We start from the raw sequence: 18,675 nt of genomic DNA, 5'->3' as shown, positions 1-18,675 counted from the left end.
CAATAGCGTTCGAGCTAAAGTCTTTTTAGAAACTTCTATTTTCTTAAATTAAAAGTACAAAATCATTTAGTTAATTAGAGGCATTTCTCTGATGGGTACTGATAAAGTTTAGTTAATTATATTTCTAAGGTTTTTGGATCTATATTAAAAAATTGTTTTACCAACAATGCCTTCTTAGCTGTTCTATGATAAAGTGCTATGGATTGCATTGTAGCTGGTAAATATAGATTCTCACTATTCATATCAATAACAACACAGGCCTATTTTGAACTTATTTTTAGAATAGGTCTGTGTTGTTATTTTAAGAAATAAATCAGAACCTTTAATCTTTAACTACTGTATTTTCTTCATTCAACAAAACAGGAGTACCAAAACCTAACTGTTCTAGTTTTTTAAGTTGTGTTTTAGCATCACCTACTACGAGATAAATCATTTTGTTAGGGTCAAGATAAGTACCTGTTAGTTTTTTAATCTCATCTATGGTCATATTATTTACAATTGCCTCTCGTTGTGTAACATAATCTTTTGGATATTGAAACGTACTCATATTAGTTAGCATATTCAATTTAGAATTAAAGGTTTCAAAAGCTCTTGCATTACTTTTTATTAAAGAACTTTTTGTGATATCTAAATCATCTTGAGTATAATTTTTTCCGTAATTATTCAGGATTTCTTTAACCAAATCAGCCGATTCATAGGTTACATTAGACCTTACACCACTAGATATCGTAAACATTCCTGGGATAGTACTTCCAGAAAATCCAGAGTATATACCATAGGTGTATCCTTTACCTTCTCGTAATTGTTGTGTGAGTTGTGATGCAAAACCACCACCACCCAGGCGATAATTCATAATCTGTACTGGATAATAATCAGGATCTGTTGCTGCCAATGCAGGATATCCAAATCGCAATTGAGATTGTTTAGCATCGGGTACATCATAAAAGTATACTTTGGATTGCTGTGGAGCTTTAGGTGCATTTAAAGCAGGAAATTTAACCTCTTTGTGCTGCCATTTGGTATTTAGGCCTGCTAGAGATGTCTTTGTCATAGCTTTTGTGATGTCACCAACCACATGCATTTTGGTAACATTGGGAGCTATATTAGTGCTATAATATTGCTTAAGGTCTTCTATTGTAATAGAAGATACAGATGTTTCTGTACCCAAATTGTTATGAGAAAGAATATGATCTTTTCCATAACTTAGTTTAGCATATTCATTGTTGGCAATGCTTCTAGGGCTTGCTTTTTCTTGTTGAACCTGGCTAATAACACTTTGTTTTATTAACTCAAACTCTTTAAGATCCCATCTAGGCTGAAGAATCATTTCTTCTACTAAAGCCATAATTTTAGTATAGTTTCTAGATAAGGTGCTTCCGCTTATAATGATACTTTCGTCTCTTGCCCTAATATTAATAAACGCTCCCAGACTTTCTATGGCATTTTCTAATTCTTCTGTAGTCTTGTTTTGGGTACCTTTGGTCATGATTTGTGCCAATAAGTTTGATACACCTACTTTATCAGGCTTTTCTAATAATAAACCTCCTCTTATGTTTATTCTAAATTGTACCAGAGGAACTTCATCATTTTGTATTCCGTATACTTCGATCCCTGACGAAAACTGATCTTGCCATACCTGTGGTACTGTAACTTCAGGAGTATCTCCATATGGTGGTTCTGTAGATCGATCAAAACTAGATGGGGTTTTCTCATAATCTGCCACTATACTGGCATCAAAATTTTCTTCTGCTCCTGCTACAATTTTTTCCTCGGCTACTTCTGCAAGTTTAGAATCTTTTAAAGCCAAATCAGCCTGCCCAATAGGAACAAAGCTTGTAGCAACATAATGTTTCCCTTTGATATATTGATTATATACTCTATTTACATCATCAATAGTTACTGCAAGGATATTTTTTACATCCTGGTTAATAAAACCGGGATCTCCTGCAAAAATTTCATATTGTGCTAGTTGAAAGCCTTTACCCAATACACTAGATAAACCATTGTAAAATGCGGTTTCCTGACTTGCTTTAATGCGATCAAGGTCTTGTTGTGAGATACCTTCGGTCTCAAATTTTGTAAAAGCTTCAGAAACAGCGCTTTCGATAGTGCTTAGATTTGTTTTTTCAAATCCACGAATGGTCAAATGGTATTGACCTGTCAATTCTGATCCATAATTATACATGGTAATTTCAGGAGTAAGTTGTTTGTCTTCTACCAATACTTTATTGAAAGGAGCTTTTTTTCCTTCAGATAAATATGTAGAAAGCACTTCTAAAGCATATGAATCGGAATGATATACTGGTACAGTTGGCCAGGTCATCGTTAATTGTGGAAGACGTGCAAAATTATCTTCATAGTATAATTTTTTGGTCTCGGTCAAAACCACTGGACGTTTTTCTAATGCAGGAATATCTTCTCCACGTTTAATTTCATCAAAATATTTATGCACCCATGTTTTGGCTTGATCCGGATTAAAATCTCCTGCTATCGTAAGTGTAACGTTATTAGGAACATACCAATGATTGTAAAAGTCTTTTACATCTTGTAAGGTAGCATTTTGTAAATCTTCTAATGATCCAATTACTTGCCAGCTATATGGATGATCTGCAGGATACATGTTTTTATCGATTACATAATTAACATGCCCGTAAGGACGATTATCTATACTCTGGCGCTTTTCATTTTTGACCACTTGCTTTTCTTTGGCTAAAACAGGATCAGTAACGGTATTGATGAAAAAACCTAATTTATCGGCTTCGGCCCAGATCATTTTCTCAAGTGCATCTTTGGGGACGGTTTGATAATAATTTGTGCGATCCTGACTTGTAGAACCATTTGCTCCGGATCCACCAATACGAGCACTCATTTTATCTAACCCGCCTTTTCCTAGATTCTCGGATTCAAGAAAGAGTAAATGTTCGAATAGGTGAGCAAAACCTGTTCTTCCTTCTTTCTCACGTGCAGAACCTACGTGTGCTGTTAAAGCAACGGCAACAACAGGATCTGATCGATCGATATGGAATATTACCTGTAACCCATTATCGAGTGTAAATTTCTCGAAATCGACTTTGAACTCCTTATTCTCAACGATTTCTTGAGATGATTCTTCTGTTGCCGTATTCTTTTTACAGGAAAACAAGGTTCCTGATATGACTAGAATGAATACTAAAAATTTAATTGTTTTCATGATTGATAAAGTATTGATGAGTATGAGATTTTTATATGTGGTATTAACTTTTATTCACTTCCTATAATTTTATATATGTTGAGGTCGTTAATTTGAGTAATTGATACTAGATCTTCTTCGATTTTTGTTACCACAGGTTTCAGTTCTATTAATTTTTCTTTTTCATGATCGTATTTTGATATTTTCTTGATTTTTGTTTTTGTTAAAAAATTAATACTGGTGTTTCCAGCTCCATCATGTACAGCGTTTCCATAGTTGTTATACTCTGAGCCAATAAGCATATAGTCATTGTGTTTTTTTTCGAATCTAAATTTTACTTCGTAATCGTGTCGCATAGATTGATGACTAACACTTAGTATCGTGGATGTTATTTTAAGTGTTGGGTTTTCATTATAAATAGATGCAGAAGTTAAGTTTCCGCTTAGAGCTTTTTGTATATATCTATCATCTTCTGATCCTTCATATATAGCAATTCTAACCTCTTCAGGATCATCGTCATCTATATTGGTATTCGAACTTACTAGTATAGCCACAAAATCCTGAAAACCATCCTGATTTAAATCTCCAAATACTATCTTTTTCTTATTTTGAACTACAGCAATTTCAAAACCGTTAGCAATAAAATTTGTAAAGCCTTTTATACTTTCCTCTTCATTTGTATTCAGAGATGATTTGTTTTTTATAGGACGCTCTTCTTTAGCATCTTTTTTTTCAAGAACTTGCTTTTTTTCACTATTGCAAGAGAAGAGTATAATCATTATGATTAGAAATTTGATTTTTTTCATTGTATGCTACTCCTTTTTTGGCGGTAATTCAACCTCTCCATCAGGATGAATTCTACATAATACGTTACTAAATTGATCGATAAGGTTTAAAACAAATACCACGGGACCTTCTTTAGGTATTTTTTGAAATTCGTCACTTTTGGCAATAGCAGTAAGTGCCTGTAAAACTGCCTGGCAAGTATTATGAAAACATTTTTCTTTATACTCGTCATCATCTTCACGGTAGTATTCTCCTTCTTCATTTAACGGAAAAAAAGCTTCTAGATCTAATACCCCGCAATCACTAAAGGCCTCTCCTTCTGATCCACCTCCATACCCCATAAAACCTAAATCAGGAGGCGTAGTGATCTCTCCCTGTGCAGCAAATACAATCTTAGAAACCGGATGTAAAGGGTCATAACCGGTATAATTAGAATCTGCAAAGAAGGTAAAGCTTTCTAGAAGATCTGTTGTTATTTGTTTGATTATAGTATCTTGATTCATGTTTTTATTTTTATTACTTGACGAGGTTTTAGGATGCTTTTTGTGTCAACTAATTATTGTTTATTGGTTTTTAGTTCGTTTAATATGATGAGTTTTTGCCATATTTTCCTACTTAACCCTGTAGTTAATATTTCGATTTCATTTACGGCTCTTACTACTTTTTCGTCAGGTAGACTTTGAGAATATAGGGCTGCTACTTTACTAACTAATGCTGTGGCTTCAGAGCAATAGTCAAGATATCGTTGAAGTTGAAAATTAGTAAAGGTTCGTTTGGGAGAATTTTCTGTAGCAGATTCTGGTATATCTGTGACATTTGGATCTTTTGTTAATTGATGCATATCAATAACATGAGCAATTACTCTGAGTTCATTAAGAGATTTCAGAGCCCGTTTCATTTTTAGCCTGGATTCTAGTGAAACAAGAAAAAAAATTGCAGCACCTAGTAGTATAATATCATTAAAAATCGCTTCAGAAATGGTAACGACATTAGCAAGAGTAGTATTTTCAATTTGTAAATCAATATAAGTGATACTATAGATCAACCCTCCTAAACCAATTAGTATGATCATATGAGAAAATACACGAAGTAAAATATTTGGAGAGGAGATCCAATCAATATTTTGTTTGCTTTTTTGAGCAGTATGCAAGAATTGAAAGCAAACCTTTCTGAGTCCCGAATCAGGAAATCGATCTGAAACTCGTTTTTCGAGTAGATCGATGGTTTTAATAATTTTTTCTGGTTCCAGATTTATACTGTTATTCATTTATTGATTATATTTTATTAATATTCATCATTTCTTCTCTGTTTTTGAACATTTCTAATCATTTTCCCTAAGTCTTTATCTTTCTTTTTTCTCTCTTTGGCATCTGACTCAAAATGCATTTTTTCTTTTTCCATTTTTCTAAAATTGGAATATGAGTCTTTATCAATTTCTCCATTTTTAACAGCTTCCAGTATAGCACAACCTTTCTCATGCCCATGAGCGCAATCTTTAAATTTACAATTTTCAGCATATTTAATAATGGTTTCGAATGTAATTTCTAACCCACTTGCTGTGTCAGCAATTCCAACTTCTCGCATTCCTGGGTTATCGATCAAAATACCTCCATTATCCTCTTTAAAATTTATTTTTAACTGGTGGTACTGGATTTGCAGCAGGAGAAGGAAAAAAAGTTGGATCAAAACTATTTAATACTTCTATTCTAGATGTGTTTGTATCTATTTTTAAACGGTATTGTTTAAAGAGTTTATTAAAATATTTGGTATCAACGAGGTCACGATCTATCCTTTTTATTACCATTTCATATAGATTTTCGTTTTCATTATATGCCGCTAATACAATTAGGTAATTTCTAATTAATCCTGTTATCCCTTGAGAAGTGAAATACTTAATTTCTTCTAAATCATTGATCAGTAGGGTGTTATTTATCTCTTTTGTAATATTATCATGATCTTTCAAAAGAGGATGGTATGAATAAGAATCGTTCATCCCGTAAAGATTCATAACGAGGTCTTCAGGTTTTGTTTTATTACCTACCATAAATTCAATACCTCCATCTGGTGTTCTCATGACAGAAGTGTCTTCCCAATCTATGGTGATTGTTTCTATTCCCCAATTAAATTCACCTTCTTTATAAACTGCTGGGTTCACAAAAAATGTAATTTCATTCTCAGCATAATAATCTTTATCGTTAAGAATTCGTTTTTTGAGATGAACCCTTGTTAAATCATCAACCGGAAATCCATTATTTTCTAGTTTTTTAGCAACTTTTATGATAAGCTTTTGCTCTAAATTGGTATACTCGACAATGGCAGACTTAAGTCCTCTGGCTATATCCATAGAAGATTTTTTTTGATATTTTTTTCCACTAAAAAAAAGTACAAGAACACAAAGTACAGTTACTGATCTATATATGTATTTCATAAAAACTTCTTATTTATTCTTTTATCCAAACTACATTTATTCTATATCTTGTATGGTTTTGTAGAACAACTCTTATATAAAAATACACATATACCATCGATTATAATGGCATATGTGTATTTTAACTACATGTTATTTTCGATTAAGATTTAGGAACCGGGAATCCTCTGTCTTTCATTAAGGCTTCGATCTTAGCATCACGTCCTCTAAATTTACGATACGCTTCTGCCGGATCCATAGCGTTGCGTGGTGCAAAAAGGTATTTTACCAGTTTAGCAGCAACTTTTTTATCATAAAACCCTCCTGGAGCTTCAGCAAACGCTTCTGCTGCATCAGCGGTAAGTACATCTGCCCACATATATCCATAATATGCGGTAGCATATCCTTCTCCAGAAAATACATGCCCAAAATGTGGTGTTCGATGACGCATCACTAGCTCTTTTGGCATATGTAATTCTGTAAGCGTTTCCTTTTCAAATTTATCCACATCAATATTGGTTGGATCTGCTAAATGAAATTTCATATCCATTAGGGCAGAGGCCAGGTATTCTGTTGTAGCAAACCCTTGATTAAAGGTAGCAGCTTTTTTAATTTTGTCAACCAGTGTTTTTGGGATAGGTGCTCCAGTCTTGTAATGTACTAGATAGTTATCAATCACTTTATCGGTAGATAACCAACGTTCTAATAATTGAGATTGAAACTCTGTGTAATCACGTACCCCACCATTAAGAGTTGGGTACCTTACTTCGGAAGCAAAGAAATGTAAAGCATGACCAAATTCATGGAAAAAAGTTGTAGCATCATCCCAAGATACCAAAACAGCTTCTCCCGGAGCTGGTTTTACAAAATTAGAGTTATTAGAAGCTAATACATTCTTTTTACCATCAAAAGTGGTGTGGCTTCTATAGGTGTTTGCCCATGCTCCAGATCGCTTACCAGGTCTGGCAAATGGATCAAGGTACCATAAGCCAATATGCTCTCCAGAAGTTTTATCAGTTACTTCCCATACTTTAACATCTTCATGAAAAACAGGAACTTTACCTTCTTCAATAGGAGTGAATTTAAAATTAAATAATTCTCCTGCTACAAAGAACATAGCTTCTCTTAATTTATCTAATTGTAAGTATTGTTTTACTTCATCAGAATCCAGATCGTATTTCTTTTTTCTTACTTTTTCTGCATAGTAGCGATAATCCCAAGGCTCTACCGTAATCTTATCTCCGTTTGCATCTGCTACGGTTTGCATATCGGATACCTCTTCTTTTACTCTAGCTATAGCAGCTGGCCAAACAGCATTCATAAGTTTCATAGCATTGTCAGGATTCTTAGCCATACGATTTTGTAGCCTCCAGTCTGCATAATTATCATGTCCTAATAGACCAACACGTTCTTTTCTTAACTTCAGGATTTTGGCGATATTTTCATTGTTATCCTTAGCATCGCCATTATCTCCTCTAGAATAGTAGTTTCTCCATACTTTTTCACGTATAGAACGCTCATCAGAATAGGTAAGGAAAGGATCCATAGAAGACCTTGTATTGGTTACTGCGTATTTACCATCCTGATCTCTATCTGTTGCAGCTTTTGCATATGCTTTGATCAAGGGGTCTGATAAACCACTTAATTGATCTTTGGTAATATAGGTAACATACCCTTCTTCATCTTCTAAAATATTATTAGAAAAGTTGGTGTATAGTTCTGATAATTCTTTGTTGATCGCTGCATAACGTTTCTTTTTTTCTTCATCTAGCTCTGCGCCATTCATAGCGAAAGACTCGTAGGTAAGTTGCACTACACGTTGTTGGTCTTCTTCTAAAGGTGTTTTTTGAGCATTATCATAGACAGTTTTGATACGCTTAAATAACTTTTCGTTTTGTGATATTTTTGACCTAAAATCTGATAATTTAGGAGCCATTTCTTTTTGGACATCCCTAAATTCTGGTGAAGACATATTACTTCTTAGGATACCGTAGTAGGTAAAAACTCTATTGAGTTCTGCTCCAGCTCTTTCCATTGCGACAATAGTGTTTTCAAAAGTAGGAGATTCAGAGTTATTAGCTATTTCATCAATTTCTTTAAGCTTGAGCGCCATTCCTTTTTCTAAAGCTGGTTTAATATCCGCTACAGTCATTTTATTGAACGCTGGTGTACCCTCATATGGACCAGTCCATTCTTCTAGTAAGACATTTGCTATCTCTTTAGAATCGGATTCTGTTGTTTTTTCCACAGTTTCTTTCTTTTGATTACAGCTGGCTAAGAGCACAATAGCTGATAAAGCTACGGTCTTAAACGTTGTAAAGAGTTGTGAGTTAATCATAATTATATAATTTAAATTCTGAATTTATTATTATTCGCAAAAAAGATAGCATTGACAAAAAAGAGTTTTCCGTTCTCCCAAAAAGACCTGAATAAAGGATTATCTACCATATAAATAAAGCTTCCGTTACCCATTCTTGATTCACCAAACACCAATGAATTATTTAAATTATTTAAGGCATCTGCACCTGCAAATCCAGACACATTTTGTGGTTGTTCTATATAAGCAATGTTATATCCGTTTTGAAGGAATTTATAAGAACTGTTTCCTAATTTTAAACTGAAATAGGTGTCATCATATCCAAACGCCATTGGATGTGATGAATCTACTTTAGTTTTAAAAATACTTCCTGTAATGAAATCTTTTACACTTTTTCGTTCGCGTTGATCATATGGTGTAAGATTACCAATAGAATCCTTTTCTTTCTCATCACTTTTATTTTTTTTAAGATCAAATCCTTTTTTACCTGCAAAAGTATTCACTGCATTACCTATTGCAATTACTTTACCACCGCTGCTAACCCATGTTTTTAATTTGTCTAAAGCTCCTTTATCCAGATAGCCGTTGTAATACCCATTTGGCATAATTAATACATCATATTTAGTAAGGTCGATATTCTTAAAATAATCTGTATCAATTGAGGTAATAGGGAATTTAAGTTGTTGTTCGAAGAAATACCAAATCTCTCCATAACTTAAAGAAGAGGTGTATCGACCTTTTAATACTGCAATGCGTTGGTTGTTGATGAGTTTTACATCTGGAGAACCAAAATCTACCCCTTTACTAGAGAAACTTGTAGGAGCAGTATATAGTTTTCTGTGATGAGCATTGGCAATATTGATAACCGTTTTGTCATAATTCGTGGTTTTACGATTATCACTTTTGGTGATGATAAGACTTCCTTTTTTGAAATTCTCTGTACCGTTACTAAAATCTTTTTCACTAAAACGTACTCTAATATTATGTCGTAATAAGTCTGCCATAAAAGCAGCATCATCCATACTATTCCACTTTGCAATATACCCTGGTCCAGATGGATTACCTGTATTGTTTATTGTATTAGGTTTTTTATTTCCATTGGCAGGTATTAGAGAGGTAGAAGCAATGGCATCTAAACCATATGCATGAGGTACACTCCAAGCAGTAATATCATAGGTAAGAGGATCACTAAGTTTGGCGTTTGGTTCAAAAAGTACTTTTACCATTTTACCTTTTGGCTGATTTGTACTTACCACGAGTGCCCCGTTGGCATTAATACTCCCTTGTTTATTTTCTTTAAAATTGAATCCTGAAATTTTTGCAGTATTGGTAAACCCATATCTGATATCATGAGTTTCTAGCAATTTGACTAATGCATCGATCTTATCGGCTTCTCCATTTAGTACATAGCTTTTATATTTAAGTCCAGAGGTATTAAAGAATTTTTTAAACTCAGTATTTAGTTTTGCAGCTTGATTAGATGAGATTTCAACTGTTGATAACCCTGTTGTGGTGTGGTGTAACGCACGATCTTTTAAAGTTAATACATATCCTTCGTCGGTTTGGATACCTAAACCGGCACGTCCATGTCCCGCTTGCTCATAGGTCATTCCGATTGCTCCCATAAAAGTAGGGTAGGTATCTCCATAGCTAGGATATAATAGATCAAAACGTTCCCTGGTAAAGAATAACCACCCTTCTGCATCAAAATATCGAGCATGGTTTTTACCTATTTGAGTTTGGAAATCTCTTTGCCATGGCGTAATAATCTCATGAAAGGGTTCTGCAGCAGGTGCAAAATAGTAAGGTTCATTGATACCTTGTTCATGAAAATCCACATGAATATGTGGCATCCATGTGTTGTATGCTTTGATACGTTGTCTTGATTCTACTTGGGTTGCCCATGCCCAATCACGGTTAAGGTCAAATAAATAATGATTTGGTCTTCCGCCAGGCCAGGGTTCATTATGTTCTGTTGCAGTTTGATTTGTATTATAAGGTGTAGCTTTTGTTTGGTTATACCAATTTACATATCGATCACGACCGTCAGGGTTGATACAAGGATCTATAATAACCACAGTATTTTTTAACCATGCAGTTTTCTTAGTAATTAACTCATAAATAGTTTGCATAGCAGCTTCTGTACCAGAAGCCTCATTACCATGTACATTATAACTTAACCAAACAATTGCAACTTCTGGATTAGCAGTGCCTTCTGCAATACCAATATTTTTTAAATTGTTTAATCTTATGTTTTCTATGTTATTTAGATTTTCTTCGGAAGAAACAATAGCGTAAGTCAACGGTCTGCGTTCATTTGTTTTTCCATAAGTATGGTAGCTTACCATATTAGAATGACCAGCAACATGATTAAAATAATTTACGACATCGGCATGACGTGTAAATTGATTACCTATTTCATAACCCAGAAATTCGGCAGGAGATTGTAATTTGTTTTGAGAATAGGTTAAGCATGTCGTTACAGTTACGACAAAGAGTGTGATGATTAGTTTTTTCATTGATTGGTGAATTCTTTTAAAAGGGTAAAATACCGAGTTAAATTTAGGATTTAATTGGTATTAACTAAAATTTAGGATTTGAAATAGAGAATATTGATAAATTTTAATATTTATATAAAGACTTATAGATGAATTCTTTCAAACTATTAAAAAAAATATAAAAAAACAGATGAGATTACAATCTACCGTATATTTATCGACCAAAAAATTTGCTTATGCTTAGTGACTGTATTCCGTTTAGTGATACGAATTACTTTTCTTCTCTTATTTGTGATTATTTAGATCAAAAGTCTGAATTGCAACCTTTTTATAATCGTTTTCCAGAATTAGAAAACTTCAAAGACCAAATTGAAGAAAAACAACACTCTTTTTCTAATGAACATAGAAAAGTATTGGTACAAACTTTGCGTAAACAATATAAAAGTATTGTTTCTTCTGATCCCACTAGTCAAAATATAGAATCATTAGATAAGCCTACTACGTTTACTGTTGTTACGGGACATCAACTGAATCTTTTTACAGGACCATTATACTTTTTGTATAAAATCATCTCTACCATTAATCTTACTAAAATTTTGAAAGAGAGGCACCCAGAATATGATTTTGTGCCTATATATTGGATGGCAACCGAAGATCATGATTTTGAAGAGATTAATTACTTTAATCTTTTTGGAAAGAAGGTCCAATGGAATCGTAACGATGGGGGAGCGGTAGGAGTTTTTGATACCGAAGGATTAGATAAAGTTTTTGAAATTTTTTCTTCTGAAATTGGATCAGGACGAAATGCAGAATACCTTAAGTCCTTATTTAAGGAAGCGTATCTAAAACATAATAATCTTGCAGAAGCAACCCGATATCTGGCTAATGAATTATTTGGAGAATATGGTCTGGTGATTATTGATGGGGACGACCGTGAATTAAAGAAGCTTTTTATACCGTTTGTTGAAAAAGAATTAGTAGATCAGGTTGCCTATACTAAAGTAGTGCCGAAAGCAGAAAAACTAGAAATACAAGGGTATAAAGTACAGGTAAACCCCAGAGAAATCAATTTGTTTTATCTGGCAGATGGATTGCGAGAACGAATTATTGAAAAGGAAGATGGGTATTTTGTAAACGAAACAGATATTAACTGGAGCAAGAGTGAGCTAATAAAACATCTCTATGAGATGCCGGAGAGGTTTAGTCCCAATGTGATGATGCGTCCTTTGTATCAGGAAGTGATTTTGCCTAACCTTTGTTATATAGGTGGTGGTGGAGAATTAGCATATTGGTTAGAGTTAAAAGACTATTTTGAAGCTGTAGATATTACTTTCCCGATGTTGTTACTTCGTAATTCGGTACTGATTCAAACCAAAAAACAAGCTGAGAAAATAGAAAAACTTAATGTTTCAGATACAGAATTGTTTTTGAAACAACATGAATTAATTAACCATAAGGTGCGTCGTATATCGAACATAGATATTGATTTTGATCCACAACGTGAGCATTTGAAAAAGCAGTTTAAGGCAATGTATACATTAGCAGAGCAAACAGACGTAACTTTTTATAATGCTATAAAAGCACAAGAAGTAAAACAACTTAAAGGACTGGATGTCTTAGAAAAACGATTATTAAAAGCACAAAGACGTAAACTAGGAGATCATGTAAAACGTTTAACGACACTGCAAAATGAACTTTTTCCTAACCAAAGCTTGCAAGAACGTAATAAAAATTTTGCAGAATTCTACCTGGAGTATGGCTCTGATTTAATTCCGACATTGATAAAACATTTGGATCCCTTAAAAGGGGAGTTCCTGGTTTTGAAACAATAAGTGTAGATTCGATCTATAAGTTTAAAATCAAATCTTGTAAAGAGCAGTCGGGTGATAGGTCTAGTTTTTTTCGAAGCCTATAACGCGCCTTTTTTACTCCTTCTTGTGAGATATTGAGAATATTACCGATCTCTTTTGAAGATAAATTCATTTTAAGAAGGGCTAAAAACCGTAATTCATTTGTAGTTACGTGTGAGTATTTCTTTTTGATTCGGCAATAAAACCCTTTGTGAACTTGTTCAAAATATTTTCTGAAATTCTCCCAGTTCTCATCATCTCGCAGGTCAAAATTAATGGTTTGTATAAGTTTTTGATAGTTATATTGAGCATTTTTAGATTCAGAATGTTTGATGAGTTTTACTTCATTTCTTAAATTCTCCAGGACTTTATTCTTTTTTGCAATATGCAATGCGTAAGTAGTTAATTCATTCTTTTTATAATTCAATTCAGAATTGAGTTTTTCTTTTTCCAAAATTGAACGTTTTATTTTTAGCCTGAAAACATAAAAACTTAAACCAAAAATAATCATGAATACCCCAAGTCCAATGATCAAAAGTAGTTGTTGCAAGTTATCCATTTTGGCTTTTTGTTCGAGCAATTCAATTTCAGTATTTTTCATTGTGATTTGACGCTCTTTTTTCTCAGTTTCAAAAATGATTTTTAGTTCATCTACACGTTTCTCATTTTCTAAAACGTATAAAGAATCTTTTAATCGCTCATAATTTTTATAAAACTGTAATGCTTGTGTGCTTTTTCCTTCCTGCTCTGCAATACTAGATAAGATATGATTGATTTCTTTTTCTCTTTTCAAATCTTTGATTGTTTTATTAATAGCAATCGCTTTTGAGACGTAATGTTTTGCCAGATCTATTTTTTTTAATTTTAAATAGGTATTTGAGATAGCACTATAAGTAGATAACTTTAATTTGTTGTTTCTTGTGGTCGGGTAATTCGATAATGCTTTTTCATAGTATTGCATAGCAGTGTAATATTCTCCTTTTTCATAATATGTATTCCCTATAATATTCTGGTTAGATGCTATAGCTTGTTTAGGTCCTACCGATTTTTTGTGGTCCAGTGCTTTTTGTAGATAGTCTAATGCTTTATCATATTGTTTTAGACCTTTATAGCATTTGCCCATATTTTGCAAAATTGAGGCTACAGATAGTTTGTTTCCATCATTTTCTATTTTAGACAATCCTTCCTTTAAATATTCTAATGCTTCTTCATACTTATGCTGATTTATCAGTATGTAACTAATATGGTGATATCCACGGCCTACTCCTGCGGGGTTATTAATCTTTTCATGAAGTTGTATTGCTTTTAGAAAATACTCAATAGCTTTTGGTCGATGCCTCATTTTGTTATATACAACACCTATATTTTCTATAGATTTAGCGTAAGAAAGAGAATCATTTTTAGATTTAAAAATCTCGCCAGATTCTTGAAAACTTTGTATTGCTTCATGATAATTTCCTTGATAATTATGGATGGCTCCAATCTGGTGCAAAGCAGATGCCTGACCCCATTGGTGGGATATCTCCTTATTAATAGTCAATGCTTTTTTAAAGTAAACAAGTGCAGAATCCAATTCTCTTTGGTAATAGTATACAATTCCCATGCAGTTATATGCACCAGCAATACCTCTTGGTTTTTGAATTCGTTTAGCTATTGTAAGGGCTTTGTTGATATAAGCTTTTGCTTGTTTTGGATTTGAAGTTGCATATTGAATACCGAGGTCATTATAGGCTAATACTTGCGTGGTGTCGGCGGTTTTTTTGTTGGAAACTAGTAAAACTAAACTATCTACGACCTTTTTGTTTTGAGCAGATAGTATATTAATAAAAAATAGAGCCGTTAGAAGTATATAAGTGGAATAGTGGGGTTTCATTAAGAGTGATTTTGTGGTTAAAGGTAATGCTTTGATTTACAGTTTAAAAAAACCTTAAAGCAGAAGCAATAAAATAATAATTCATGTTTTATTAAAATACTTCTCTACCAAAATACTGGTAGAGAAGTATATAAAAGGGTTGGGACAAAAGTGTTAATTTTCTTTTATTAATTTAGTAGTGTGTGTTTCTCCATTTTCAAATTGAATTTTTAAAACGTAAACCCCACTAAGGTTTTGAAGGTTGATACGAGCTTCTTTCTTCTTTCCAGTACTATTTGCAAAATCGGTATGCGAAATAATCAACCTACCGTTAAGATCAGTTATGGTTATTTTAACTTTCCCTTTTTGCAAAGCAGAATATTGTATATTAAACTCTTTTTTACTAGGGTTTGGATATACAGATAACCCGAATTTTTTTACCTCGGTTACTATTTGTTCTTCTGCCAGAGACCCTGATGTGGTGGTGTTTTTATCACGATCAGTAGTTTGTTCTTTTGAAGCTATCATATTTCTAACACTAACATGAGGAACCGTGTTAGTGCAAAATTTCAACATTTTTGTTTCAAAACCTGGAGTATCTTTACCGATAAAGTAAGCATCTCCCCATGTTGGATTATCAGCTCCATTATACTCCTTGAATTTAGATTCTCCTTCTTCTTTTGCTTTTTTTGGTAAATCGGTATCTGTTGTTGTAGTATAAGAAACGTCTAGATTTGTGGTATAGGATTGCCTTATCATTTCTCCGTTTTGCTTACCTGATTCTGCTAATCCAGAGTATCCATAATACTCGATCTCATAGTTTATAGTCAACCATTTTTCTTTGATATTTTTTGCAATACTGGCGTTAGTAGCAGATGAAAGACTTTTGATATTTTTGTTTAATGTATTATGATCGATTAATGAAGAAATATCCAGACTCATGGGTAGTTTTTTTCTTATTGTTTTGGTTTTAGAACGATTTGAAGATGTAGCAACACCTTTTGTGTCATAGGTAGTAACAACGATACTAGCCATAAAAAAACCACCTTCAAAACCACGAGTTTTATTAATATTAGTGACTATATATGGTCTTTCTTTAATGCGAAGGTAAGCTCCAACATCCGAATATTCATTTTTTACTACCGAAACAGCCATAGATGGTGTGTACATCATATTAAAAATACCTATTGACTCATTGTATAACGGAAAAGCTCCTTTGCTACCATTACTAGATTCTACAGGTGCTTGTTCTGCATTTTTTGATCCGGGAGTTGTGATGATAAGGCCTTCAAAAATGGGGTTGACTATTTCTAAGGTACCTGTAGCAGATAGTTCTGAGAATACAACACTAGGTTGTGGATCAGGAAATTTTAACGGAATAGTTTTATCCTCTTGATCTTTTAGATTGTCCAATCTCATTTTTAATGCTGCAGCTTTCATAGATCTACCACTGCCTTTCATTGTTGTTCCGGCAGCATCCATACCTTCTCCAACTGCATCTGCCGCATCACCTAACCCCAACTTACCAATAAATGGTAATCCGTTTGCTGTTTTTCCTATGGTTTTAATAACCTTACCTGCGCCCGATAAAAAATCCCCACTAGACATAACTGATGTTCCTTGATATTCTAAGAGTAAAGCTTCACGCTCCCAATCCTGTACCTTTTTTCCGGGAAGCACAAACTTAGTTTCATTACTCCATTCTTTAGCTCCCCAATCATCAAAATTCTTAAAACTAATATCTCCTAATGTTTGAGCTTGTTTCCCATAAGGAGTGTCCAGTGTACTATTGAGAAAATTATCCGAATTTTTCATAAAACCTGTATATTCGGGTGCGCCGGCGGGGATACTTCCTCCAAGAGTACGACCTACAATTTTCAAAGTTCCTCTTGTCATCTTTTTTACCTTAATTTCTAGATTAGACTCAAAGAAACATGTACAAGGGTCATAATTAAATATGAAATCTGCATAGAAAAATTCACTAGATGTGTTAGAGTTTAGAGGTATTGATTTAGCATAGCTACCCGTGTTTAGGTTTGGATTATCCAAAGCATATCCTTGTAGATAACTTGACCATAGTCGTGGTTTGCCATAAACCCCGCTAATTGTATTGGTTTTTGTGTCAACTATGCTTATTTCTAAGATATTTGATGTAGTGTCGTTTTTTATGTAAATGAACACTCTTAATTTCCCAGAAAAGCGATTATACAAGATCATGTATGGTTCGTTTAATAGGTATATATCTGGTTTTGGCTGATTTTTTTCATCATATCCAAAATCCATTTTTATAAGCTCCCACCCATCCAGAGGGCTATAATCTTCACCGCCAACATAGGTACCATCTGCTAAATGTTTGGCAGAAATCCCTGCAAATTTCTCGCCTATACCATAAAACGGGCTTAGCGCGCGCTCTGTTCTTACTTCTCCATCTACTTTGTAACGCATTATGTATGTTTTTTCTCGCCAATCAAATAAGTTTACCGGTGTATTTGCTTCTGGAGAAAAAGAAAATTGCGGATCTGTAATGTAATTTTCAGGAGCTGGTTGATTACCAAACTTTTCGCTACTTATAATAATATTTTTGGGTTTGTATGATAATTGCACAGCTCCTTTGCGAACCATAGATAATAATCGACCATAATTGCCATCATCTCCATTTAACAAAACTGGTGTGGGTACACCAGTTAGAGTTACTACTTGATTATTTTGTTCTGCATGCATTTTCCCCCAGTGATACCATAAATAAATAGGTTCATTTTTTAAAAAAGAGGTTTCTTTTGTAGTTCCTTTGTTAAAAAGATAGATAGTGCCGTCTTCATTTAGTTCAATTCCTGCAATGGGGCGCCTGGCGCCTGGGGATTGTAAAACATTTTGTGTGAATTTGCTATTACTGTAATCCAATAGTCCAATTTCAGCGATAGACCCTTCTTCAAATACGATTTTAAAAGTTTTTATAGGCTCTTCCTTATTCAGAATAATTATATCTCCAGAACCTACCACTGCACTATTATCGTACTTTGCAATAGGGGGATTGGAGAGTAGAGATAAACGAGTAGCAGTTTTATTATTAAAAAGAGGATCCTTCTTATGATAAGCAGAATCATAAAAAGGTATCGGGATATAATTATTGTCAAACGATTTAAGAATGTTATAGTTAAAAATAAAATCTTCAGTATTTGAAGTGTTGGTTAAGGTTGTTCCTTCTATTTTCCATTGTTCTGGACTCTGTTGTTTGTTTTTAAGGTGCCAGTATATATCTGGATCGTTTGGTAATGCGTCTTTACTCCGTATACTTTTAAATAGAGCCTGCCCTGATTGTATAATAGAGGACTCAAATTCGAAGAAATATTTTTTATCCAGGTACTCCAAATTATATGTAGGGTGTATAGAAGTAACATCGTTTGTGATTAGTTGCAGTTCTGGTGTGCCATTACTGTTTTGTATGGCAAGCCATTGACTGCCATCGGTAACACTTGATAAAGAAAAACCATTATGAATTTCATCCTGTATAATCCACCACAATTGATTTTTATGAGGATACGCTGTTTTTACAAAAGAAAGACCAGTGCTGGTTCTCGTTAACAAAGCATCTGATTTATTTACAGAAATAGTAATTAATCCTTTTAAGGATTGAGTTCCTTTGAAGTTTGGTAATACTAAAGAAGCTAGGTCAATATGTGCTATGTTTTGTTGAGATGGTATAGATTGCTGTGCATGTATGAGTAGTATAGAGCTCATAAAAAATAATGTACACAGGCCTAAAAAAATGAGTTTTTTCATCTGTTTAAAAATATCG

General features: G+C 33.6%; 11 protein-coding genes. 1 reads left to right on the top strand and 10 read right to left on the bottom strand.

Annotated features, from left to right (window positions below; translation table 11 throughout):
* Positions 1-322: 322 nt before the first annotated feature.
* The 8 genes from ATE84_RS21270 to ATE84_RS21235 form a co-directional block, all read right to left on the bottom strand.
* A complete protein-coding gene (locus ATE84_RS21270) occupies positions 323-3,190 on the bottom strand; it encodes a pitrilysin family protein (RefSeq protein ID WP_101449880.1) in 2,868 nt (955 codons plus the stop codon).
* Between the two features lie 50 nt (positions 3,191-3,240).
* A complete protein-coding gene (locus ATE84_RS21265) occupies positions 3,241-3,975 on the bottom strand; it encodes a hypothetical protein (RefSeq protein ID WP_101449879.1) in 735 nt (244 codons plus the stop codon).
* Between the two features lie 6 nt (positions 3,976-3,981).
* Positions 3,982-4,458 carry a hypothetical protein gene (locus tag ATE84_RS21260; protein ID WP_101449878.1) on the bottom strand — a complete coding sequence of 159 codons (477 nt, stop codon included), beginning with the start codon at positions 4,456-4,458 and terminating at the stop codon, positions 3,982-3,984.
* A 53-nt stretch (positions 4,459-4,511) separates the two neighbouring features.
* Positions 4,512-5,222, bottom strand: coding sequence for a hypothetical protein (locus tag ATE84_RS21255; protein WP_101449877.1), 711 nt, complete (start codon positions 5,220-5,222; stop codon positions 4,512-4,514).
* A 17-nt stretch (positions 5,223-5,239) separates the two neighbouring features.
* Positions 5,240-5,557 carry a hypothetical protein gene (locus ATE84_RS21250; RefSeq protein WP_101449876.1) on the bottom strand — a complete coding sequence of 106 codons (318 nt, stop codon included), beginning with the start codon at positions 5,555-5,557 and terminating at the stop codon, positions 5,240-5,242.
* Positions 5,558-5,576: 19 nt separating this feature from the next.
* Positions 5,577-6,383, bottom strand: a complete 807-nt coding sequence (locus tag ATE84_RS21245) for a hypothetical protein (protein ID WP_101449875.1) — start codon at positions 6,381-6,383, stop codon at positions 5,577-5,579.
* 142 nt (positions 6,384-6,525) lie between these two features.
* Positions 6,526-8,700 (bottom strand): M3 family metallopeptidase, encoded by a 2,175-nt coding sequence (locus tag ATE84_RS21240; RefSeq protein WP_101449874.1) that lies wholly within the window; start codon positions 8,698-8,700, stop codon positions 6,526-6,528.
* Between the two features lie 11 nt (positions 8,701-8,711).
* A complete protein-coding gene (locus ATE84_RS21235; protein WP_101449873.1) occupies positions 8,712-11,198 on the bottom strand; it encodes a M14 family metallopeptidase in 2,487 nt (828 codons plus the stop codon).
* A gap of 215 nt (positions 11,199-11,413) precedes the next feature.
* On the opposite strand from ATE84_RS21235, the gene bshC reads away from it, so the two are divergent.
* Complete coding sequence (gene bshC / locus ATE84_RS21230; protein ID WP_101449872.1) at positions 11,414-13,009, top strand: bacillithiol biosynthesis cysteine-adding enzyme BshC; 1,596 nt, start codon at positions 11,414-11,416, stop codon at positions 13,007-13,009.
* Positions 13,010-13,022: 13 nt separating this feature from the next.
* On the opposite strand, the gene ATE84_RS21225 is transcribed toward bshC, so the two are convergent.
* Together ATE84_RS21225 and ATE84_RS21220 are read right to left on the bottom strand one after the other, a co-directional pair.
* Positions 13,023-14,900 (bottom strand): tetratricopeptide repeat protein, encoded by a 1,878-nt coding sequence (locus tag ATE84_RS21225; RefSeq protein WP_101449871.1) that lies wholly within the window; start codon positions 14,898-14,900, stop codon positions 13,023-13,025.
* Positions 14,901-15,053: 153 nt separating this feature from the next.
* On the bottom strand, positions 15,054-18,659 hold the full coding sequence (locus ATE84_RS21220) for a T9SS type A sorting domain-containing protein (protein WP_101449870.1): 3,606 nt from the start codon (positions 18,657-18,659) through the stop codon (positions 15,054-15,056).
* Positions 18,660-18,675: the final 16 nt, after the last annotated feature.

The sequence above is a fragment of the Aquimarina sp. MAR_2010_214 genome (assembly GCF_002846555.1).
Taxonomy (GTDB): domain Bacteria; phylum Bacteroidota; class Bacteroidia; order Flavobacteriales; family Flavobacteriaceae; genus Aquimarina.
The sequence above is the reverse complement of the archived record's forward strand: the minus strand, read 5'-3'. Positions and strand labels throughout refer to the sequence as shown.

Coding starts and splice junctions, on each gene's coding strand:
- ATE84_RS21255 (WP_101449877.1), bottom strand. CDS start 5,222: ATGAATAACAGTATAAATCTGGAACCAGAAAAAATTATTAAAACCATC.
- ATE84_RS21245 (WP_101449875.1), bottom strand. CDS start 6,383: ATGAAATACATATATAGATCAGTAACTGTACTTTGTGTTCTTGTACTT.
- ATE84_RS21265 (WP_101449879.1), bottom strand. CDS start 3,975: ATGAAAAAAATCAAATTTCTAATCATAATGATTATACTCTTCTCTTGC.
- ATE84_RS21260 (WP_101449878.1), bottom strand. CDS start 4,458: ATGAATCAAGATACTATAATCAAACAAATAACAACAGATCTTCTAGAA.
- bshC (WP_101449872.1), top strand. CDS start 11,414: ATGCTTAGTGACTGTATTCCGTTTAGTGATACGAATTACTTTTCTTCT.
- ATE84_RS21270 (WP_101449880.1), bottom strand. CDS start 3,190: ATGAAAACAATTAAATTTTTAGTATTCATTCTAGTCATATCAGGAACC.
- ATE84_RS21225 (WP_101449871.1), bottom strand. CDS start 14,900: ATGAAACCCCACTATTCCACTTATATACTTCTAACGGCTCTATTTTTT.
- ATE84_RS21220 (WP_101449870.1), bottom strand. CDS start 18,659: ATGAAAAAACTCATTTTTTTAGGCCTGTGTACATTATTTTTTATGAGC.
- ATE84_RS21235 (WP_101449873.1), bottom strand. CDS start 11,198: ATGAAAAAACTAATCATCACACTCTTTGTCGTAACTGTAACGACATGC.
- ATE84_RS21240 (WP_101449874.1), bottom strand. CDS start 8,700: ATGATTAACTCACAACTCTTTACAACGTTTAAGACCGTAGCTTTATCA.